Here is a 21,343-nt window from a genome sequence, read left to right on the forward strand (position 1 = left end):
CGTCGGTTCATTCCTTGCGCTTGAGGCCGATCACCGGGCGCTCAGTCGGCCATGGCAAGCGCTCGCGCTGCCCTTGATTGTCGAAAATCAGCCCGCGTTCATCGATGTCCTGCAAGACGATGCCCGGGGCCAGGCGCTGACCCAGGGTCAGCGTGCGTTCTTGTTGCGCAAAGCGCAGGACCAGCACCGTGGCGCGCAAGGGTGTGGCCTTGAGGCTGCCCAGGTAATCGACCTTGAGCGTGGTCAACGGCAGGTCGTCGCTGGGCGCTTGGCGTGGTGTCCAGTGGCTGCTCAACAGGTCGGCGACCGGTGCGGGAGCCGCAGTTGGCACGATCGGCTGGGCGATCCCGTGCCACAGTTGCAACACGCATTGCGCCGCGAGCCAGGCCACCAACGTAACCAGCAGCACGTTGAGCAGGCTGCCTGCGCGGTTCAACTGAGCAGGCTCCGTGGATGCCATCCTGGGTGCCCTTGCACGTAACGCACTTCGGGCAATTGCAACGGCGCCAGTTGCCAATCTGCCGGTTGCTCGCGCAACCAGCCTTCCAGGTGTTGCCACAACGGTTGCCCGGCATCGGCGGCAAAGCCCAGGCCAAAGGTGCGGCAGGTGCCTACGGGTTCGGCAAACTCACTGACCCTTTTGCCGCCGGGGCTGTAGGTGACCTGCCAGGGCTGGCCGAGCCAGCGCGGCAGGTCCTGGCTGTTATCCAGCAGCAGCGGCTCGCCAAACAGTTGCTCGGCGCCGTTTTCCAGGACCTGGCGCACCTGCTGCGCCGGTACATCAACCACCGGCGCCGGGTAACTGGCACTGAGGCTGATCAAGTGTTCGCGGGTGATCATCTGGCCGCGCGCCAAGGGGCTGTCATAACGCAGGCCCGGTAGCAGCACCGCGCTCTTGGGCTCGCGGGCCAGGGCCTGGTGCAACAGGCGATCCCAACTGCCGGCGCGCACATCGCGGCGCCAGAGGTTTTCCGGGGCCTTGGCCAGGGGTTGGTCGAGCCAGGCCGCGTGGGCGGCGCGTTGTTGTTGCAGGCGCGGTTGCAGGCGCTGGGCATGGGCCTGGGCGCTGGCATCCAACGCACTGGCCTGGGCCGGAAAAAAGCGTGCATCAAACCGCCATTGCCCCGCCTGCGCCTGGCAACGGATGCGAAACGCGCCGCTGGCCCGGGTCCCACCCAGCACCACCGGTACACGTTTGCCGGAACTCTGCAGGATCTCCACCGGCTGCGGCCACAGGTCCTGGCCACGGGCGCACAACATCAAGTCCACCTGGCTCAGGCGCTCCGCCAGCCAGAACCCCGGCCCGGTGCCGACATCGGCCAGGGCCACCACCAGGTCGGCTTCTTCACGGGCTTGGGTGAGCACCGGTTGCAGGCTGTGCAACCATTGCTTCAAGGAACCTTGCTGGTCCCGCGCATAAGGGTCGGTGATGCCGACGACGGCGATACGCACGCCACCCCGGCGGAACACCTGCATCCCCGGGGTGGCCAGGCGTTGCGCACTGGCGCTGGCCAAGCCGGCGCCCAGCACCGGATGACCGAATTGCTGATACAGGCCCTGGCATTGTTCGGGCCACAGCACGCGTTCATCGCTGCTGACCCGAACTTCGCTACCCAGCAACTGGCTGCCCTGGACCCCGGACAAGCCACGGGTCAGGTAGGCCAGGCCGCTGCCGTTCCAGCACTGGCCGTTTTCCAGGGTCAGGCTATTCTCATGCCCGGCTTGATCACGCAGGCGTTGCAGCACCGCGCCAAGTACCGCATAGCCACCGGTTTGCACACCTTCACTCAAGGAAGCATCCAGCAGGCCATCCAACTGGCTGCCATCGGCTTGGCGAAAACGCGCATTGGGCCCGGTGATCCACGGCGCTTGGCCGATCCGTGTCGCCGGCCCCAGGCGTGTGGCGGGGACCACCGGGCGACCTGGCAGGCGTGCATCGAGGGTGTCGGCGATATACAGCAGGTCGACCGGCTGGCTGTCCGCAGGCCCCGCCGCAGCCCCCAGGCTAGAGCAGCCGGCCAGCCACGGCGCACAGGCGCCCAGCGTCATCCATCCCAATACATCGCGCCGCACCATTGAAGCCATTGTTCTCTCACCCTAGGGCTATCTCTTCTTTAAGGGCGGCATAGTGGGGGTCAATTAATGACGGTTTAATGTCAGTTTTTTAACAGGAGTGAAATAGGCATCCTTGTAACAAAAGGAAATAAAACAAATACACTTAAATACATTTTTAACAAAACCGACCGCGAATCATCACATTCGGCTCTTAGAGTTCGGGCTCCTTTCAAAAATCGTGATCTACAAAGGACCTGATGAAATGAGTCGAGAGACTGGCGACAACCAGAATCGCAACCTGAGCCTCAATGAGCCGATGGAATCGGTACTCACTGCCTACCTGAGCCGCCGCAGTGTGGTACGTGGCGGACTCGGCGCCGCGATCGCCATGATTGCCGGCACCGGCCTGACGGGCTGCTTCGACAGCGGCGGCGGTTCAGACAACGACACGCCTACCCAACCGCCAAAACCTGCGCTGAAGCTGGGCTTCAACTCGATCCCCGGCTCACTCACCGATGCCTGCACCGTGGCCGCCGGCTACACCGCCCACGTCCTGGCCCCGTGGGGCACGCCGTTGAACAGCAACGCAGCCCCGTGGAAAAGCGACGGCAGCAACACCTCCACCGACCAGGCCAACTCGGTGGGCATGCACCACGATGGCATGCACTTCTTCCCTATCAACGGCAGCTCCACCGACGGCCTGCTGGCGATCAACCACGAATACATCGACGCGCAAGCCCTGCACCCGGCTGGCCCGACCCTGGTTGGCGGTGTGCGTCCGGTCGAAGAAGTGCGCAAAGAGATCAACGCCCACGGCGCTGGCGTGATGCGCATCACCAAGGTCAACGGCCGTTGGCAGGTGATGGAAAACGACCCGTTGAACCGTCGTTTCACCACCGCCACGGTCATGGACCTGGCGGGCCCGATGAAAGGCACCGACCACGTAAAGACCAAGTTCTCCACTACTGGCACCCAGACCCGCGGCACCAACAACAACTGCGGTAACGGCTACACCCCGTGGGGCACCTACCTGACCTGCGAAGAAAACTGGCCAGGGATTTTCGTCAACAAAAGTGGCGCCCGTCCGGCAGACCAGGTGCGCATCGGCGTGGGCACCGGCAATGGCAACTATCGCTGGGAGTCGGTGGCTGGCGACCCGAGCGAAGTAAACGGCGAGTTCAGCCGCTTCAACGTGACCCCAAGCGGCGCCACCGCGACCGACGACTACCGCAACGAAGCCAGCACCTATGGCTACATCGTCGAGATCGACCCCTACAACGCTTCGACCCGCGCCGTGAAGCGCACCGCCCTGGGTCGCTTCCGTCACGAAGGTTGCTGGCCTGGCCTGACCACCGCTGGCAAGCCAGTGGTGTTCTACAGCGGCGACGATTCGCAAAACGAGTACCTGTACAAGTTCGTCTCCACCGCCCTCTGGGACCCGGCCGATGCCAACCCCAGCGATCGCCTGGCCACCGGCGCCAAGTACATGGACAGCGGCAAGCTCTACGTGGCGCGCTTCAACGCCGATGGCAGTGGTAACTGGCTGCTGCTGGACGTGGCCACCAGCACTACCGACGGCAGCACCCTGGGCGCGAAATTCACCGACCTGCCGGGGATCATCCTCAACACCCGCGGTGCAGCCGATGCCGTGGGCGCCACGCCGATGGACCGCCCGGAGTGGACCTCGGTCAACCCGCTCAATGGCGACGTCTACCTGACGCTCACCAACAACACCAGCCGCACGGTGGCCAACCCCGCCAACCCACGGGTGAACAACAAGCACGGGCACATCATTCGCTGGCATGACGCCGATAACCAGGTGTCGTTCACCTGGGACATCTTTGTGTTTGGTGCCAACGCAGCTGGCAGCCCGGACCTCAACCGCTCCGGCCTGACCACCCTGAACCAGTTCGCCAGCCCGGACGGCATGACCTTCGACAGCCGTGGCGTGATGTGGATCCAGACCGACAACGGCGAAAAAACCCTGACCGACTACACCAACGACCAGATGCTGGTGGTAATCCCCACCAACATGGTCGATGCCCAGGGCAAGCAAGTGCCGGTCAATGCCCAGAACCAGGCCGACCTGCGCCGCTTCTTCGTCGGGCCTAATGGTTCGGAAGTGACTGGGGTGACATTTACCCCGGATAACAAGACGGTGTTCGTCAACATTCAGCACCCGGAAAACTGGCCGTCGACCACGGTCGCCACGGACGTCACGGTTGGGACTGTGCGTCCGCGTGCATCCACGGTGGTGATCCAGCGGGCCGATGGGGGGGAATTGGCGATCTGATCAGGGTGCAGGAGCCGACCTGGTTCCTGCTTTACTGTTCTGGTGGGAGCTTTCGAGCCCCGGTGAGGCTGCGATGACGCGGTAATTGCCAGCATTGATGCTGACTGACCTACCGCTTTCGCAGCCTCGCCGGGGCTCGACAGCTCCCACATTTGTTTTGTGGTGCAGGCAAACCCCGCAACGGGCAACACTGCATGCGGGAGCTGGCTTAGCTCTTTGATGGTTCTTGGGGGTGTGTACATATCCGTTGCTGCGGTTATGGCCACTTAAAGTTCCGCTCTCACAGCGGCTCACTTTTGAAAAGCCGGAGTGCCGGCCCAGTCCAAATTAAGCAAAGCGCTCTTGCCCCACCACTCGGTGCCTCGCCTAGGCTCGGATTCCGGCCAGCATGGTTTAACGGGGCGCCTAAGATCAAAATCACAAGCATAGCGAGGCGGCCTGACAGCCGGCCTGATCGTCGATTCGTGCGCGTCCCCTTTGTGGGAGCGGGCTTGCTCGCGAATGCGGTGGGTCAGTGATGGATATATTGACTGATACACCGCATTCGCGAGCAAGCCCGCTCCCACAAGGGGAATGCAGCTTCGCGCTCTGGCGTTGCTGTTGCTGTTGCTCTGTTTTTGATCTGGCTTTTGATCTAAGGCGCCCCGTTAAACCACGATGGCCGCAGGCAGGTATTGCTCCGTGGGCACCCCGGCAGGATGCCGGGGTAGCCGCGACACGGCCATGGATGGCCGATCGCGGCGGGCCCACGGAGCAATGCCTGCCTGCGGGCATGCCGAGCCGAGGCGAGGCACCGAGTGGTGGGGCAAGAGCGCTTTGGTTACTTTCGCGCTTCTCGAAAGTGACCCGCCGTCAGGGCGGAACCCTAAGCCGCCCTGACCGCAGCAACGGATATGTACACACCCCAAGAACCATCAAAGAGTTGTATAGACACTCATGCCGCGATAGCGCTGGATCAGTCAGAGATCTATCCACCGCCATCGCGGGCAAGCCCGCCCACATTGTTTACCGCTACGGCAACGGCTCCCGCGAGCGCAACAGCATGCCCTGCGCCGGCACTCGCGCATGCCACTTCACCACACCCTGGGCTTCGACACGGTACTGACTGCGAAACCGCTGGCCATCCAGGTCAACCTCCAGTTGCAACAGGAAGTGGTCACCGTTGAGCTGCAATCCTTCGCTCAGCCGCTCGAACATCGCATCATCCATCGCCCCCAAGGCCTGGCGCAGTTCGCCCGCATCACGATAGCCCCCTGCCGGGCGCGCGCTGATCAGCCGGGTCAGCACCGAACGCGAGACCTCGCCCTCGTACAACGCATCCAGCAGCGGCAGCATCTCCAGGTTCAGCGCATTGGCGTTCAGCCGCCAGCCTGCGGTCTCGTCCAGGCTGCACAATTGCGGATAGCGCACAGCCCGGAGCGCGTCGGGCACCGCCAGCAGGTTCAGCTCGCTGATATCGCGCATCCGTTGATTGGCCGCCAGGCGTGGGGGGGATTGGCGCAGGTATTCGTTGCTTTCGGCGCCTTGCAGGCGAGTCTGCTGGTCGGCGTCAAGCCAGTCAGCCAGGGTCTGGGCCAGGCGCTCGGCGGCCATGTCGGCTCCCAGCAGATGCACCAGTTGGCGCTGGGCGCGCTCGGCTTCGGGGCCGATCAGCGCGTTGACGTTGAAGCAGGTGTGCAGGTCGCGAATCTGGATGCTCGCCTTGCCACCCTTGAAGTCATAAGCCAACGGTTGCCCGCGCATGGCCTGCCAGAACAACGGGCTAGCGCGCCACAGCGGGTCTTGCAGGGCCTGTTCGGTAAAGGCCAGCGCCGCGCGCTCGATCGCCCGCGCCTGTACGCGCTGCTGCACCAACCGCACGCTATCGACCTGTTGGCGACCCTGCTCGACCATCCAGGCCATGCCGCCCGCGAGCATGGCCAGGGCCACCAGCACCATCAACAGCGCCGCGCCCTGCTGCCGCTTCTTGTCCATTGCCCCGCCACCTTTTATGGAGAACCTGGCGACAGTCAACACACCGGATGTTTCAACCAGGTGGCAGGCTCACACAATTCCCGCAAAAACGTCACCGCAGCGTCATAAAGCCTCGGCAAACTGCGCCTTCATATTTCAAATCAATGGCTTGGAGTGTCGATATGGGTGGTATAGGGATTTGGCAACTGGTCATCGTGCTGCTGATCGTGATGATGCTGTTCGGCACTCGGCGCCTCAAGGGCCTGGGCAGTGATGTGGGTGAAGCGATCAAGGGCTTTCGCTCCTCCATGGGCAGCGAACCGGGTGCCCAGGCGGCGCAAAAGACCAGCCTTGAGGCGCAAACCGAACCTCAGCCACCTGCCGACAGTAAGCACTGATGTTCGATATCGGTTTTAGCGAACTGTTGCTGGTGAGCCTGGTGGCGCTGCTGGTACTGGGGCCCGAGCGCCTGCCGATTGCCGCGCGCAATGCCGGGCTGTGGCTGGGTCGGGCCAAGCGGGCAATGAATACGCTCAAGGCCCAGGTCACCCAGGAACTGGACCACGAACACCTGCTGCAGGGCATCGATCAGCAACCCTTGCGGCAACTGGAGCAGCAACTGCGCGACGGCATCCGTCTGGACGCTAAACCGCTGCCAGAACCCACCACTGCCCCAGGACAACCTGCCCCATGAGCGACCTGCCCTTGCCTGCCCCGCGCCTGTCGGTGACCGGCCACCTGACCCGGTTGCGCTCGCGCCTGGTGCGCTGCGTCCTGGCGATCCTCCTGGTGTTTTGCGCCCTCTTCCCCTTCGCCCAGCAGCTGTACAGCTTTGTCTCGCAACCGTTGCGCGACTTCCTGCCCAGCGGCGCAACCATGATCGCCACCGGGGTGACCTCACCGTTTCTGGCGCCGCTCAAATTGACCATGATGATCGCCCTGTTCATCAGCATGCCGCTGTTGCTGCACCAGGCCTGGGGCATGATTGCGCCGGCGGTGTACCGCCAGGAACGCCGCACCGCCGCCTGGTTGCTGGCCGCCAGTGTGGTGCTGTTTTACGCGGGCATGGCGTTCGCGTTTTTCCTGGTGTTCCCGATGATGTTCGGCTTCTTTACCAGCGTGACTCCGGACGGCGTGGCGATGATGACCGATATCGCCCTGTACCTGGATTTCATCCTCGCGCTGTTGCTGGCGTTCGGCCTGGCGTTCGAAATCCCGGTGGCCACCTTCCTGGTGATCTGGGCCGGGATCACGGACGTGCAGACCCTGCAAAAAAGCCGGCCGTATGTGATCGTCGGCTGCTTTGTGGTGGGCATGCTGCTGACCCCGCCAGATGTGTTTTCGCAAACCATGCTGGCGGTGCCGATGTGGATTCTGTTTGAGCTGGGGCTGTTGGCCAGCCGGTCCGTGAACAAGCCGCGTACAGAGGCGCCGTAGGCCGCCTTACGGCTCAGGGGAAGGCCGCAGCAACGAGGTGCTGCGCCCGCCTTGCTTGAGCAGGGATGGATTGATCCCGAATTGCTTGCGAAATGCCGTGGCAAAGTGGCTGGCGTTGGCGTAGCCCAGGTCTGAGGCCACGCGCATCACCGACTCGTCACCTTCCAGCAAGCGACTGCGGGCCTGGGTCATGCGTGCTTGCTGGAACACCCCATACACACTGTTGAGGAACAGCTGGCGGAACCCGCGTGTCAGCTTGGGCTGACTCATTCCGGATTCGCGGGCCAGTTCAGACAGGCTGGGCGCTTTGCCCAGGTCAAGCAGCAAGCGCTCGCGGGCGCGCAGCAGGCGTTGACGATCAAGGGCGCTCAGGCGACAGGCGCAGTCCACGCTACGCCGCGCTTCCAGAAACAGGCTGACCAGAGTCACGCTCTGGCCATACAGCCACAAGCGGCTGCGAGGCTGGCCAGGCGCGTACGCCAGGGCATTGGATAACTGGTGGGCAGTGGCAGTCATTTCGCCGCTACGGTGGCCATCAAGAAAGCAATGGTCACAGGCCAGCGCGCTGTACAGGCTCGGATCGATCTCCAGGTCCCACTGGGTCAACAGGTCGGGATGAATCATCACCGTGATGTTGTCGATTTCGCCCTGCTGCTGATAGAGGCCGTCGCGGCAACGCCCGTAACTGATGCTGCCGCAACCCTGGTCAATGACATAGCGGCGCTGGCGCCTGCCATCGCGGAAGCTGCAGGAAGCCTTGCCCTTGAGCAGGTTGGTAAAACTGAAGTGGATGCGCTCGCTATCGTCGTGCAGGGGCATTTCTACCGGCTGCTCGAAGGTGCTTTGCCAGCGCACGATATCCAGCCCGCCCTGCAAGGTCACGCGGGTGACCCGACACTGGTTGCCGGGCCCGAAATCGCCCCCGTAACCGTCGGCAATAATCCGCGAGACCGGCATGAACGCCCGCGCCTCTTCCTCAGTGGCTGACATCTTGGATCTCCTTGCTGACCGGATACGGCTCGAATCAGACCACATCGGGGTAGAGGCGCGCAATTGATAATCACTAGCATCTGACGCGCTGCAGTTGCTCCCTTAGCCGCCGTCGCCCGCCGCGACGCGCATTGCCCGAAACCTCAGTCAAGGCCCCATCATGTCTGCACCCAGCCCATCGACGACCAGCCGTGGATCACCGTACATTCGTTATACTATAACAACTCTTATCGGTTGCACACTCACTCATTCAGCCTTGGCCGACACGGTCAGCCAAACCGTGCAGTTGCCGGCTTCGACCGTCACCGCGCGTATGGAGCAAGAGGACCCCAAGGAAGTACCGATCAGCCTCAGCGTAATCAGCGGCGAACAGTTGCGCACCCAGCGCCTTGATACCCTGGAGAGCGCCCTGCGCAACACGTCCGGGGTCAGCGTCAACTCCTCCGGCGGGCCCAATGATTTCAATGTGCTGATCCGTGGCGTGGGCTCGCTGTACCAGATGTCAATGGATGACAGCTCGGTGGCGTTCAATATCGATGGTGTGCCGGTTTCATCACGCAGCCTGGGTTTTGAAACCCTGGATGTGGACCGCATCGAAGTCCTCAAGGGGCCCCAGGGCACCTTGTCCGGAGCGATTGGCCAAGCCGGCGCGGTGAATATCACCACACGCCAGCCGACTCGCGAATTGGAAGGTTATGTGCGCGGCGAAGTCGGCCAGCAAGGCCAGTTCCTCACCGAAGGCGCAGTGGGCGGGCCGCTTACCGACAACGTCAGCGGCCGCCTGGCGGTGCGCCGGGCCGGGTACGACAGTTGGATCGACAACGACCAGACCCATCACCCCCAGACCAAACCCCGCAACGAAGCGTACCGGGGCAGCCTGCTGTGGGATATCAACGACGACACCCGCGCGCTGTTCAGCGCCGAGCGCCAGAAGACCACCCGCGCCACCAATTCCCTGGTGCTGCGCCCATACGGCAGCGACCCGAGCCTGGACCTCACTCCCGGCCTGTTCGACGACAACTACAAGACCACCGAACGTTATGCGATCAAGGTCGAACATGACTTCGCCAACAGCCGCCTGACCTCAACCAGCGCCACCTCCACCGCCGACTTCGAAGGGCTGATCGCCTATGACAGCAAGCTGATGGGCGCTCTCTATGGCACCCCCAGCGAGTTCTGGGTGGTGGACAAATCCTTTGAGCGCTCCTGGAGCCAGGACGTGCACCTGAGCTCCCTGCCGGGCGCCGAGGTGTTCTGGGTCACAGGGCTGGCCGCCGCGCGCAACGAGCGCACCTACGACACCCCGCGCAATACCTACGGCACCTCGGGCGCCAAGTTTCGCGACTTCACCACGACCACCTATGCCGGCTACGGCGAAGTCACTTTCCCCTTGACCGAGCAGTTGAAACTGACCACCGGCTATCGTCACTCCTGGGACCGCAAGACCTATGACGGCGAGTATTTCTCTGCAAATGCTTCAGTCAATGACTCACGCAAACTCACGGACAACTACGGCACCGGTCGCGCCGCCCTGAGCTATGCGCTTACCCCACAAACCAACGTGTATGTGCAATTGGCGCGAGGCTATAAATCCGGCGGTTTCAATGATTACGCGTCACAGGTCAGCGACAGCGAACCCTACAAGGCGGCTGTCAGCAACGCAGCCGAACTGGGCTTCAAAAGTCAAACCGATGACCATCGTGGCAGCCTCAACGGCGCGTTGTTCTTCACTCGCGTACACGACGACCATCTGCTGGGGTACGACGCCGCAACCTTCGCCACCAACGCCTTCAATGCCGACACCCGTAGCCGTGGCGCCGAACTGGAAGGCAGCTGGCGCTTCGACTACGGCTTGACCGTGGCCGCCAGTGCCACCTACCTCGACGCGAAGATCACCAGTGCTGTGAATGGCATCCAGGCCGGTGACGTCGCCGCCGGCAACCGGACCCCGGATGTACCCCGCTGGAGTGGCAACTTCAACGTCGCCTGGGAGCACCCATTGGGCAATTACGCCGGCCTGGGTGACACCACCCTCAACACCAGCCTCAACTACCACCTGGTGGGCGAACGGGCGGCCGATCCGCAGAACCATTTCAACCTGGATAACTACGAGAAACTCGACCTGCGCGCCGGCCTGCAAAGCAAGTTCGGCGAGGTATATGCCTATGCCGACAATCTGCTGAACCAGACCTACGACACCTATGGTTTCTACAGCGACCCAGTGGCCTACGGCGCACCCGCGCGCCGTCGTACTCTGGGCGTCGGCTACACCTATCAGTTCTGATCAATCCCCTTGTAGGAGCTGGCTTGCCTGCGAAGGCGGCAGGTCAGCCAACATCCTTGGCAGCGCCGACGCCATCGCAGCATGAGTATCTACACAACTCTCTCTTCTGGGGATGTGTACATATCCGTTACTGTGGTCACGGCGGCTATGGGTTCCGCCCTGACGGCGGCTTACTTTGGACTGGGCCGGCACTCCGGCTCTTCAAAAGTGAGCCGCCGTCAGGGCGGAACCCATAGCCGCCATAACCGCAGCAACGGATATGTACCCAACCCCAAGAACCATCAAAGAGTTGTGTAGATACTCATGGCCATCGCGGGCAAGCCAGCTCCTACAAGGTTTGTTGGCTAAGCCTCTGTCAGAACGAATAGCTGTAACCCACGCCCGCCGACCGTCCCCTGGCCGGCATCCCGGTCAGTACTTGGTCGGTGGAGTAGGAACCGTACAAGTCATAGCGTGCATTCAGCAGGTTGTCGCCCCACAGGTAGACTTCCGAGCCGCCGCTTTCCAGGCCCAGGTGCAGGTCCAGCTTGGCGTAGCCCTTGAGGTCATAGTGGTTCTGCGGGTCTGCCGGGCGGTTTTTCTGCAGGCGGTAATTGAGCAATGTATTGAGCCGCGGTGCCGGCAGGCCCAGGAGGTTGGGCAGATCCTTGTGCCAGGCCACGCTGAAGTTGCCACTCCACAACGGCACGTCCGGCACTCGGCTGCCTGCCACCACGTCGCCGCCAGAAACACCCGGCGCATCGGAGGTCACCAGCGCGTTGGTGTAGCTCACGGCACTGCCCAGGGTCAGTTGATCAGTAACGTGCCAGGTGCTCGACAGCTCGGCACCCTTGCTGCGAGTGTCGGCATTCACCGCACTGACGGCCACGGTCTTGAAGTCATACCCCAACAAATGGTCATCGCGTACCCGGGTGAAGAACAACGCGCCCTCCAGGCTCAACGCACCGCCCTCGCTTTCATGCTTGAACCCCACTTCGGCCGCACTCACCTTGGCCGCCTTGTACGGCTCACTGTCCGCGACCGAGGTCGCGTAATCATTGAAGCCGGCAGACTTGTAGCCACGGGAAAGCACCGCATAGAGATTGGTCTGCGGCGTCAACGCATAGGCCAGCGCCACGCGCCCGGTGCTGTAGTTGTCTTGCAGTTGGCGGCTGTCGCTGGCCCGATTGCCTGCACTCGTATATTCACCGCCGTAGGTCTTGCGATCCCAGGTGTGGCGCAGGCCGGTGGTGAGTTTCCAGTCTTCGGCAATCGGGAAGGTGATCTCGCCATACGCCGCGTAGCTGTTGGTACTGAACTCACGTTGCTGAAGCGCGCCGTTGGTGAAGTTGCTCGAGTCGAAATTGCGCTCGGAACGGGAAAGATTGACCCCACCCACCCAGAACACTTCGGCCTCTGGCAGAGAGCCCAGGCGCAGGTCCTGGCTCCAGCCCCGTTCGTGGGCCGAGTCCTCAATGAGGTATTCGAAGGGTGAGCCGTACAGTGCACGGGTGATGTTGCGGTCATAACCCTTGACGGCATTGAAGTCGGTGCTGGTGTAGGCAGTGATCGAGGTGATCCGCGCTTGCGCCAGATCATGGTTGAGCTCAAAGGAATAGCGCTCATTGGTCTTCTGGTTGCCGTCAAATACGCCGGGGGTGTAGTCCAGGCGTGGGCTGTTGCCAAAGGGCCGCAGCATTTCCAGGCCGGCGTAGTGCTCGGCGCGCTGGCGTTCGGCAACCAGCAGCCCAGTGGTACCGGCGTCGTTGTCCCACAGCAGGCTGCCACGCAAGGCCAGGTCGCGAGGCGTGGTCATCGGGTCGCCATCCTGCTGGTTGTCGACCCAGTTATCGAAGCCACTGCGACGCACCGCAATGCGCCCGGCCAGGGTCTCGGTCAAGGGACCGCCCACCGCGCCTTCGCTCATGAACTGGCCTTGCTGGCCGACTTCACCCCGCACATAGCCTTCGACCTCACGGGTGGGCTTGCGGGTGGTGACGTTGATCGCCCCGGCCTCGCTGTTGCGCCCCAGCAAGGTGCCCTGAGGCCCCTTGAGCACTTCGACCTGTTGCACATCGAGGGTGGCCATGGCTGCGTTGCGCACCGACATCGGGACGCCATCGACGTTCAGCACCACCGAGCCGTCATCCATGCTCATCTGGTTCAGCGAGCCCACGCCACGAATCCGCACATTGGCGTCATTCGCCCCACCCCAGGAATTGACATCCACACCCGGGGTGCCGCGCAACGCATCCTCCAGGGTGCGCAGGCGCCGGGTTTGCAGGGTGTGCTCGTCAAGCACCGAAAGGCCAAAGGGAATGTCCCTGGCACTTTCCTGGTTCAACCGCGCGCTGACGGTCACCGGCGCCAGCTCCAGGGCCTGCGCGGGAGGCTGGTAGTCGGCCGCAAACGCGCTGCACGCCTGGCTGGACAAGGCCAGCGCCAGGGCTTGGGTGAGGACGTTGGCGCGCCAACCCTGCGGGTGGTGTAACGGTTTGAGTAGCCACTGATCAAGCATGCAAAACTCCAGGCAGATAAGAGAGGGATAGGTTCATTGCGGCGTGCCCCAACGCTGGCGCGCCTGGGCGATCACCTGATCCGAGGGCGCACCCAGCAGCCCCTGAATCAAGGGGGGCCATCCCTGGCCTGTACGGATTTGTGCAGTCATGTCCAGCAGTTGCGCAGCGCTCTGGCTGGCAGCCCAGTCGAGGCTGGCCAGGGCCGCATAAGGCGCGGCCCAGCCCTGCTGCCGGGCGTTGGCCAGGGTACCGATCGGCTCGCCGTCACTGCCCAGCAAGCGGGTCAGGTCATCGGCCTTGAGCCCGATCAGTGCGGCACGGGCCTGGGGACCGTCGACTTCGCCGACACACAGCAAACCCAACGCTCCGGCAACCCCCTGACTCAGCCATACATGACCCGGTTGTTCGCGCAGGTCGCTGGCGCTGAGCAGCCGCTGGCGGGCCAACAGTTCGGCGATGTGGGCGCGTCGTGCCCAGCGCCCGACGCCGGCTGGCGCCACGTCCCAGTCCGGGGTCTGGGCCAGCAGCAGGTGGCCGTTGCTCAGGCGACTGTCCCCCATGCCGCTGGGCCATTGGCTCACCTCGCTGACCGGTGGACTGGCGCCCAGATGCTGCGCGACACAGGCAGACATGGCGGCGAGGTCCTCGCGCACCTCGCGGGCGGTGGTCTGGCGACTGGCATCGGCCAGCACTCGTACACCGTCCAGTTCATGGGTCACGGTCGCCGAGGTCAGGGCATAGGCGAAATCCAGCGGCTGTTCACTGCGACCACTGAGGGACTGCCCCTGGGCGTCGATGGTCCAGTGCCAGGCCCCGGCCGGTGCAACCGCTTGCGCGGCCACCGCCGCCCCCTCGGGCAGCACGGGTGCCACAGCAGGCAAGCCGGCGGCCAGACGCTGTACTGGCGCACGCAAGCCACGTTCCGGGTCCAGGCCCAGGCGCGGCACCACCTGCCGCGCTTGCAGCCATACCGCCCGAGGGCTCAGCCAGATCCCCTCGCCCTCGCTCGACCAACCGCTGGCACTCAGAGTCCAGTGCAAGGTCACCTGGCAACCGCTCGACGCACAGGCACCCAGGGCCAGCCGCAGATGATCATGGGCTTGCTCAACCACCACCGACTGGCCCATCACCCTGGCGTCCGTCACCTGCAGACCCGCTGGCAACTCGGCATCCAGATGGCCATTGGCGGCGATCACGCCTTCCAGGGTCCACTGCCCTTGCACGTGGCGTTGGGCACTGTCGATCTGCAACTGCAATTGCCCGCCGGCCACCTGGAAGGCACCGGCGCCGCCCAGCCAGTGCTGCTCCCAGGCGGCGCTGTCGGCACGGGCCTGGGCAGCGGTTTGGTAATCGCCCTGTACCACCAATTGGCGGTGCAACACGCTACCGCTGCCGAACATCACCAGCACCCCCACTGCCAGCAACACACCGGGCACGCCCCGTAGCCGCGCCCCCAGGTCGGCAAGACGCCGCCGCTCCGGTCCACGGGGCACTGCCAGCGCCGCCAGTGCGACCAGCACCAGGCACAGCGCAAGCTTCCAACTGGCCAGCGTGCCGAGATAGGCCAGCCATGGGGCCCAGCCGGTCAACGCCGACAACGCCACGTGGCCAGGGATCGCCATTTCATAGGCCGGGTAACTTACCAGTCCCAGTTCGTGATTGAGCACCAGGAAAAACGTCAGCAACATCGACGTGGCGTATGCCAGGCCGGACCGCCGGATCAGCGCATGCACCAGCACCGTCAGCATCGCCAACTCCAACAATGGCGGGGCGAACACCAACAGCGAGTAGATCAGCGCAAACCCTGGGGCCAGGCTGGCTGGCGCAACCACCGCGCTGATCACCAGGCTGGCGATGCCAGGCACCAAGGCCAGCGCCTGCGTGGCGAGCACCACACACAGCACCTGACCGAAGGTACGCAACCACACGGGCGCCGGCGTGGCGTGCAGCATTGCCCCCAGCCCCTCAACATCATCACGCCGGCAGATCAGGCCCACCAGCGCCGCCACCATAAAGGCAATCACCAGGAACAACGCGCTGGCCAGCAGCGGCAACGTCAAGTCGGCGCGCGGTACCATCGGCCCATGGGCATGCCACACCCCATGCACAAGGCCGCTGAGCACGCCCATCACCACCAGCAGGCCGAGGGCCAGCCACCAGACCTTGCGTGCAAATACCTGGCGGGTCTGCCAACAGGTTTCGCGCCATAGCGCCCGCGACCAGTGGCTGGTCAACACCGGGCCAGGCAAGCACACATCCAGGGCCAGTTGCATCGGTGGCTCTGCCAGTACCGCACCGCTGCGCCGGCCCATCAAGCCCTGGCGCGTCGCGCGGGCCAGGGACCAGGCCAACAGCAGCAGCGGCAGCACACACCACAGGCCCCGGTTGAGCCAGAACCCCGGCGTGAGGTCCAGCAGTGCCTGGGATTTTTGCGCTGCGGTCCAGGTTTCAACCTGGGCCTGGGCGAAAGTAAACAGCGACGGATCGAGGCTGGCCGCCAGCAGCGGGTTGATATGCCCACCCTTGAGCACCACCACCGCGAACATCCACAGCAACATCAACACCGTCGCCAGGGCAAACGGCGCGGCCAGGCCCCGGCTGCGCAGCGCCAGCCAGTAATACAGAGCGCCCACACCGGTACTGACCGGCAACAGCAACGCCACCCAGGCAAAGCCCAGCGCCAACCAGGCCGGCGCGCCGATACTCGCCGCCGGCACCCAACCCAGCCAGGCGAGGACCGGGCTCAATAAGAAACCGACAATCAGCGAACTGGCCAGCAGCCCACCGACCACGGCGGCGCCGATGAAGCGCCCCCATAACAACGCCGGCAACGACACCGGCAGTGCCAGCAACACCTCTTCCAATTGCGCCTTGCGGTCCCGCAGGGCGGGCTGGGCGAACACCCAGGCCCAGGCAAAAAACAGGAAAAACATACAGCCGCAGGCCATCAAGTAGATCAGGCTCGGGGCATTGCGCGGGATGTCGCTGGCGCCCATTTTCTGCACGTAATCGGCATTGGTCAGGGACATCAACAGGTAGCCGGCCAGGCCCAGAAACACCAGCAAGGGAATACCACTGCGCAGCCCGGCGCGCACTTCCACCCAGGCTTCACGCATCATCAGGGCGAAGGTGCTCATGCGTCGACCGCCTCGCCGGCCTGGGCCAGCGCCAGGTAATAAATATCTTCCAGGCGCGGTGCGTGGGGCATGAAGCGTGGGTCGGCCGGCCGTTCACCCTGCACAATCACCCGACTGCCCTCGGGGCTGGCCGCCACGTGCAAGGCCGCCGGCAAGGTTTCGCCGCGCCCAAACGACGCCGCCCACAGGCGCCCCTGCTCCGCGCCCAGCAACGCCTGAGGGCTACCCTCCACCAGGATCTGCCCGCCAGCCAACACCGCAAGGCGGCTGCACAGGTTCTCGACGTCTTCGACAATATGGGTCGACAACAACACAATCGACTCAGCGGCCACGTCCGCCAACACCCGGTGAAACCGGTTGCGCTCCGCCGGATCAAGGCCCGCCGTCGGCTCATCGACAATCAACAAGCGCGGCGAACCCACCAGCGCCATGGCGATGCCAAAGCGGCGCAGCATGCCTCCCGAATAAGTGGCTAGCGCACGGTGCGCGGCATCCTGCAGATTGACCTTGGCCAACAGGCCTTCGATTTCTGCGCGGCGTTGGCGACTATCGGTACGGCCCTTGAGCCAGGCGAAGCGGTCCAGCAAGTCGCGTGCGCTGACGCCCGGATATGCCCCCAGTTGTTGCGGCAGGTAGCCAAGGCGGCGGCGCAGGTGGTTGGAGTCGGCCAGCACATCCACGCCATCCAGATGGATGCTGCCCGCGTCGGGCTGCTGCAAGGTCGCCAAGGTGCGCATCAGGCTACTTTTGCCGGCGCCATTGGGGCCGAGCAACCCGTACATACCGGGGCCGACGCTCAGGTCCACGCCGCGCAGCGCTTGTACGCCGTTGTTGTAGCGCTTGCGCAGGCCGCGCACCTGCAAACCCGAATCGACTGACATCTGCAACTCCATGGGCAGCGCGCCGATACCGGCTCCCGATCCAGGGACAGCGGGCCTGCCGGGCGGCACTTGTTTGGGAATGATTGCCCTTAAGAGGGACAGCCCGTGACGGTAGCCACGCACGCGGGTGCGCTCTACCCGATTCAAGTCAATTTCCAACCGTATCGCGCAGTCGCCAGCGCCGCGGCCCACCGCAGCGGTGCTCAAGCCCGACACCGGCATGCGGATTGGAGGGGCAATCGACTCGATACGGGTAGCGGCCAACGTGACAGCGATTAGCATCGGTGCCCGTGTAAACGCCAACGGAAACCCCATGACTAGCGCCCTAGACACCCTGCAACGCCCGGTCAACCACCTGATTCGCCTTGGCGTGGCGCTCGCCGCCGTCGGGGCCTTGGTGAACCTGGTGCCCTATGTTGCCTTGACCGAACTGGCGCGCCTGCTAATGGCCGGCACTGCCGAACCGCAAGCCCTGTGGCTGTGCGCCGGCTGGGTGGTGATTGCCCTGAGTGTCGGCTGGATGGCCTGCGGCGCCGCCCTGTGGCTGACACACCTGGCCGACCATCGCTTGCAAGCCAGCCTGCGCGAATCGCTGGTTGGCAAGCTCGCACGCGTGCCGCTGGGCTGGTACACCGAGTCGAGTTCCGGCGCCGTGCGCAAGGTAGTCCAGGACGATCTTGAAGACCTGCATCACCTGATCGCCCACCACGCCGTGGAACGTACCGCCGCCATCGTCACACCCCTGGCAGGGCTGGTGTGGCTGGCCAGCCTGAACTGGCGACTGGCGCTGATGGCAGTGCTGACTCTGCCGCTCTATAGCCTGGCCTATGCCCTGATGATGCGCGGCTTCGGCAGCAAGATGCAGTTGCTGGACCAGAGCATGACCCGTATCAGCGCAGCCATTGTCGAGTTCGTCCACGGGATTGCCGTAGTCAAGGCATTCGGTCGCGTCGGCCAGGCCCATCGCGGCTATCAACAGGCAGTCAACCAGTTCAGCCAGCAGTACGCCGGCTGGGTGCGGCCCTTGCTGCGCCTGGAGGCCATTTCGTCCATGGCCCTGAGCGTGCCGGTGATTCTGCTGGTGAGCCTGGGGGTGGGCAGCCTGTGGTTGAGTCGCGGCTGGATCACCCCACTGCAATTGTTTGCCGAGACGCTGGTGGCGGTGGTCATTCCACAGTCCCTGCTGGTGATCAACCAGAGCCTGGCCGCCCAGCGCACTGCCCAGGCCGCCGCCGGGCGAATCGAAGCCCTGTTGAACGTAGAAGAACTGCCCACGCCGGACCACTGCCGCGAACCGGTGGGGCACGATGTGAGGTTCGAACAGGTCGAGTTTGGCTACGACGCAGCGCACCCGATCCTCAAGGGCATCGACCTGTATTGCCCGGCCGGTACGATCACCGCTTTAGTGGGCAGTTCCGGTGCCGGTAAATCGACCCTGGCCAAGTTGGTGCCGCGTTTTCATGACGTCAACGCTGGCCGGGTGCTGGTGGGCGGTGTCGATGTGCGGCAGATCGACCCGGGCCAGTTGTACCGGCACGTCGGTTTTGTTTTGCAGGATGCGCAACTGGTGCATGGCAGCGTGGCCGATAACCTGCGCCTGGGCTGCCCCGGTGCCAGCGATGAGCAATTGCAGGCGGCCGCCCGCGCGGCGCAGATTGATCAGCGCATCCTGGCCCTGCCCCGGGGTTATCAGTCCGTGATTGGCGAAGACGCGACTCTTTCCGGCGGCGAGGCCCAGCGCCTGTCAATCGCCCGTACGCTGCTGGCGGACACCCCGGTGCTGGTCCTCGACGAAGCCACCTCCCACGCCGACCCGCAATCCGAGGCGCTGATCCAGGATGCGCTTTCTGCGCTGGCGCGAGGGCGCACGGTACTGGTGATTGCCCATCGCCTGGCGAGTATTCGCGATGTCGACCAAATCGTCGTGCTCGATCAGGGTCGCGTTGTGGAATGTGGTCGCCATCAGCAACTGCTGCAGGCCAACGGCGCCTACTCTCGGTTATGGCACGCCAGCGCGCTGGAGGCCTCGTTATGATCCGCAGCCTGTCGACCTTGTTGGGCCCGGGCCACGCCACGCGCCTGTATCGCTACCTCGCCTGGCTGGTGGCCAGTGCCATGCTGCAAGGCTTGGCGGTGGCGTTACTGGTGCCGATCCTCCACGCGCTGTTTGCCGGCGACCTGCCGACGGCCATGACCTGGCTCGCCGGCCTCGCGGCGATGGTGGTGCTGACCTGCATTGCCCACTACCAGCAGGCGATGCAGGGGTTCGCCCTGGCGCTGCTGGTGCTTACCACTTTGCATGAGCGCCTTGGCCAGCACCTGATGCGCCTGCCCCTGGGCTGGTTCGACAGCGAGAAGGTCGGCCAACTGTCGCGCAGCGCCACCAGCGGCACGCTGATGGTCACCGGGTTGTTTGCCCATTATCTGGGCCCGGTGGTGTCCGGCGTGGTGGTACCTGCCACCGTGGCGCTGACCCTGTTTGTGTTTGACTGGCGACTGGGGCTGACGGCGGTACTGTGCGCGCCGCTGATCTATTTCACCCATCACTGGTCGGCCAATGCCATTGGCGCCAATGACGCGCGGGTCGAAGCCGCCGCCAGCGAAGCCGGCAACCGCGTGGTGGAATTTGCCCGCTATCAGCAAGTGCTGCGCGCCTTTGGCCAGGCCCAGGGCGGCTATCGGCCGTTGCAGGCGGCCAACCACGCGCAACAACAGGCCGGGGGCTCGATGCTGGCGCAGACCTTTCCCAAGTTGCTGGCCGGAGGCCTGAGCGTGCAACTGGCGTTCGCCCTGCTGGTTGGCGTGGGCATTGCCCTGGCCGTGACCCAACAGATCGACGCCATCGAGTTGGTGGCCTTGCTGGCCCTGGCCGCGCGGTTTGTCGGGCCCCTGGCGGAGGCCGCCGCGCGCAGTGGTTTGTTGCGTATGGCCGGCAACGACCTGGAGCAACTGGTGAGCATCCTGCACCAACCACCGCTGGCGGAACCGGCGCACAGCCAACCCATGACCGCCCCCGGCAGCCTCGAATTTGAACACGTGGGCTTTGCCTACCCCAGTGGCCCGCCGGTGCTCAAGAACCTGAGTTTCAGCGCCCAGCCCAACACCATGACCGCGATTGTCGGCGCGTCGGGCTCGGGCAAGACCACTGTCACCCGCCTGCTGATGCGCTTCTTCGATGCCAGCTCGGGCTGCGTCAAGGTGGGCGGCGTGGATGTGCGCGCGCTGTCCAGCGAAGCCCTGATGGGGCAGCTGTCTTTGGTGATGCAGGACGTGTATCTGTTCGACGACAGCCTGGAGGCCAACATCCGCGTCGGCAACCCGGATGCCAGCCCTCGGCAGTTGGCGCAAGCGGCAACATTGGCTGGCGTCGATGAGATCGTCGCGCGCCTGCCACAAGGCTGGGACACCCCGGTCGGTGAAGGGGGTGCCAGCCTGTCCGGCGGTGAACGCCAACGCGTGTCCCTGGCGCGTGCCCTGCTCAAGCGCGCGCCGATTGTGCTGCTGGATGAAGCCACGGCGGCACTCGATCCGCAGAATGAGGCTTACGTGCAAGCCGCCATTGGCACGCTGATCCAGCGCGCCACCGTGCTGGTGATCGCCCATCGCCTGCCGACCATCATGGCTGCCGACCAGATCCTGGTGCTCGATGAAGGTCGCCTCGTGGAATCGGGTACCCACCGTCAGTTGCTCACTAACAACGGGCGTTACGCCGGTTTTTGGCACGAGCGTCAACGGGCCGGCGGCTGGCGACTGAAACAGGAGCGGCCCTCGTTGTAGAAGCCGGCTTGCCGGCGATGGCGCCCTATAAAGCGACA

The 21,343-nt window shown here is 64.1% G+C and carries 14 protein-coding genes; 7 read left to right on the top strand and 7 right to left on the bottom strand.

The window, feature by feature from the left end:
* Window positions 1-7: 7 nt before the first annotated feature.
* Entirely contained in the window at window positions 8-436 is a 429-nt protein-coding gene (locus GDV60_RS14985) for a pilus assembly protein PilZ (RefSeq protein WP_240160286.1), read from the bottom strand.
* Window positions 433-2,085 (bottom strand): lipoprotein UxpA, encoded by a 1,653-nt coding sequence (locus GDV60_RS14990; protein WP_159907898.1) that lies wholly within the window; start codon window positions 2,083-2,085, stop codon window positions 433-435. Before GDV60_RS14990 ends, GDV60_RS14985 begins: the two co-directional genes overlap by 4 nt.
* A 232-nt stretch (window positions 2,086-2,317) precedes the next feature.
* Between GDV60_RS14990 and GDV60_RS14995 the strand changes: the two genes are divergently transcribed.
* Window positions 2,318-4,348, top strand: coding sequence for a PhoX family phosphatase (locus tag GDV60_RS14995; RefSeq protein ID WP_133714731.1), 2,031 nt, complete (start codon window positions 2,318-2,320; stop codon window positions 4,346-4,348).
* 1,011 nt (window positions 4,349-5,359) lie between these two features.
* On the opposite strand, the gene gspK is transcribed toward GDV60_RS14995, so the two are convergent.
* Window positions 5,360-6,322: a type II secretion system minor pseudopilin GspK gene (gene gspK, locus GDV60_RS15000; RefSeq protein ID WP_159907901.1), complete on the bottom strand. Its 963-nt coding sequence runs from the start codon at window positions 6,320-6,322 to the stop codon at window positions 5,360-5,362.
* A 161-nt stretch (window positions 6,323-6,483) separates the two neighbouring features.
* Here gspK and tatA point away from each other — a divergent pair, with 161 nt between their 5' ends.
* From tatA to tatC, 3 genes are read left to right on the top strand one after another with little or no spacing between them, the layout of a single operon-like run.
* Window positions 6,484-6,699, top strand: a complete 216-nt coding sequence (tatA, locus tag GDV60_RS15005) for a twin-arginine translocase TatA/TatE family subunit (RefSeq protein WP_070995708.1) — start codon at window positions 6,484-6,486, stop codon at window positions 6,697-6,699.
* Window positions 6,699-6,995, top strand: a complete 297-nt coding sequence (gene tatB / locus GDV60_RS15010; protein WP_159907904.1) for a Sec-independent protein translocase protein TatB — start codon at window positions 6,699-6,701, stop codon at window positions 6,993-6,995. The genes tatA and tatB overlap by 1 nt, the downstream gene beginning before the upstream one ends.
* Entirely contained in the window at window positions 6,992-7,738 is a 747-nt protein-coding gene (gene tatC / locus GDV60_RS15015) for a twin-arginine translocase subunit TatC (protein WP_029300586.1), read from the top strand. Before tatB ends, tatC begins: the two co-directional genes overlap by 4 nt.
* 6 nt (window positions 7,739-7,744) lie before the next feature.
* Here the strand turns inward: tatC and GDV60_RS15020 are convergent, their stop codons facing one another.
* Window positions 7,745-8,728 (bottom strand): helix-turn-helix transcriptional regulator, encoded by a 984-nt coding sequence (locus tag GDV60_RS15020; RefSeq protein ID WP_104912529.1) that lies wholly within the window; start codon window positions 8,726-8,728, stop codon window positions 7,745-7,747.
* Between the two features lie 256 nt (window positions 8,729-8,984).
* Here GDV60_RS15020 and GDV60_RS15025 point away from each other — a divergent pair, with 256 nt between their 5' ends.
* Entirely contained in the window at window positions 8,985-11,012 is a 2,028-nt protein-coding gene (locus GDV60_RS15025) for a TonB-dependent receptor (protein ID WP_256679304.1), read from the top strand.
* A gap of 355 nt (window positions 11,013-11,367) precedes the next feature.
* On the opposite strand, the gene GDV60_RS15030 is transcribed toward GDV60_RS15025, so the two are convergent.
* The 3 genes from GDV60_RS15030 to GDV60_RS15040 are packed head-to-tail and all read right to left on the bottom strand — an operon-like array spanning window position 11,368 to window position 17,810.
* Entirely contained in the window at window positions 11,368-13,509 is a 2,142-nt protein-coding gene (locus tag GDV60_RS15030; protein WP_159907907.1) for a TonB-dependent receptor, read from the bottom strand.
* 33 nt (window positions 13,510-13,542) lie between these two features.
* Window positions 13,543-16,647, bottom strand: a complete 3,105-nt coding sequence (locus GDV60_RS15035) for a hypothetical protein (RefSeq protein ID WP_159907910.1) — start codon at window positions 16,645-16,647, stop codon at window positions 13,543-13,545.
* The gene (locus GDV60_RS15040) at window positions 16,644-17,810 is read right to left on the bottom strand and encodes an ABC transporter ATP-binding protein (protein ID WP_256679305.1); all 1,167 of its coding nucleotides are present in this window, start codon (window positions 17,808-17,810) and stop codon (window positions 16,644-16,646) included. The genes GDV60_RS15035 and GDV60_RS15040 overlap by 4 nt, the downstream gene beginning before the upstream one ends.
* 31 nt (window positions 17,811-17,841) lie before the next feature.
* Here GDV60_RS15040 and GDV60_RS15045 point away from each other — a divergent pair, with 31 nt between their 5' ends.
* Both GDV60_RS15045 and GDV60_RS15050 read left to right on the top strand, forming a co-directional pair.
* Window positions 17,842-19,563 carry an ABC transporter ATP-binding protein gene (locus GDV60_RS15045; protein WP_159907913.1) on the top strand — a complete coding sequence of 574 codons (1,722 nt, stop codon included), beginning with the start codon at window positions 17,842-17,844 and terminating at the stop codon, window positions 19,561-19,563.
* A complete protein-coding gene (locus GDV60_RS15050) occupies window positions 19,560-21,305 on the top strand; it encodes an ABC transporter ATP-binding protein (RefSeq protein WP_159907916.1) in 1,746 nt (581 codons plus the stop codon). The genes GDV60_RS15045 and GDV60_RS15050 overlap by 4 nt, the downstream gene beginning before the upstream one ends.
* The last annotated feature ends 38 nt before the right edge of the window (window positions 21,306-21,343 follow it).

The sequence above is a fragment of the Pseudomonas sp. DTU12.1 genome (genome assembly GCF_009873475.1).
Lineage (GTDB): Bacteria > Pseudomonadota > Gammaproteobacteria > Pseudomonadales > Pseudomonadaceae > Aquipseudomonas > Aquipseudomonas proteolytica.

Excerpts from the sequence above, each read along its gene's own strand:
- GDV60_RS14990 (WP_159907898.1), bottom strand. The coding sequence starts at position 2,085 with ATGGCTTCAATGGTGCGGCGCGATGTATTGGGATGGATGACGCTGGGC.
- GDV60_RS15045 (WP_159907913.1), top strand. The coding sequence starts at position 17,842 with ATGACTAGCGCCCTAGACACCCTGCAACGCCCGGTCAACCACCTGATT.
- GDV60_RS15020 (WP_104912529.1), bottom strand. The coding sequence starts at position 8,728 with ATGTCAGCCACTGAGGAAGAGGCGCGGGCGTTCATGCCGGTCTCGCGG.
- gspK (WP_159907901.1), bottom strand. The coding sequence starts at position 6,322 with ATGGACAAGAAGCGGCAGCAGGGCGCGGCGCTGTTGATGGTGCTGGTG.
- GDV60_RS14995 (WP_133714731.1), top strand. The coding sequence starts at position 2,318 with ATGAGTCGAGAGACTGGCGACAACCAGAATCGCAACCTGAGCCTCAAT.
- GDV60_RS15030 (WP_159907907.1), bottom strand. The coding sequence starts at position 13,509 with ATGCTTGATCAGTGGCTACTCAAACCGTTACACCACCCGCAGGGTTGG.
- GDV60_RS15050 (WP_159907916.1), top strand. The coding sequence starts at position 19,560 with ATGATCCGCAGCCTGTCGACCTTGTTGGGCCCGGGCCACGCCACGCGC.
- tatA (WP_070995708.1), top strand. The coding sequence starts at position 6,484 with ATGGGTGGTATAGGGATTTGGCAACTGGTCATCGTGCTGCTGATCGTG.
- GDV60_RS15040 (WP_256679305.1), bottom strand. The coding sequence starts at position 17,810 with ATGCTAATCGCTGTCACGTTGGCCGCTACCCGTATCGAGTCGATTGCC.
- GDV60_RS15035 (WP_159907910.1), bottom strand. The coding sequence starts at position 16,647 with ATGAGCACCTTCGCCCTGATGATGCGTGAAGCCTGGGTGGAAGTGCGC.
- tatC (WP_029300586.1), top strand. The coding sequence starts at position 6,992 with ATGAGCGACCTGCCCTTGCCTGCCCCGCGCCTGTCGGTGACCGGCCAC.
- tatB (WP_159907904.1), top strand. The coding sequence starts at position 6,699 with ATGTTCGATATCGGTTTTAGCGAACTGTTGCTGGTGAGCCTGGTGGCG.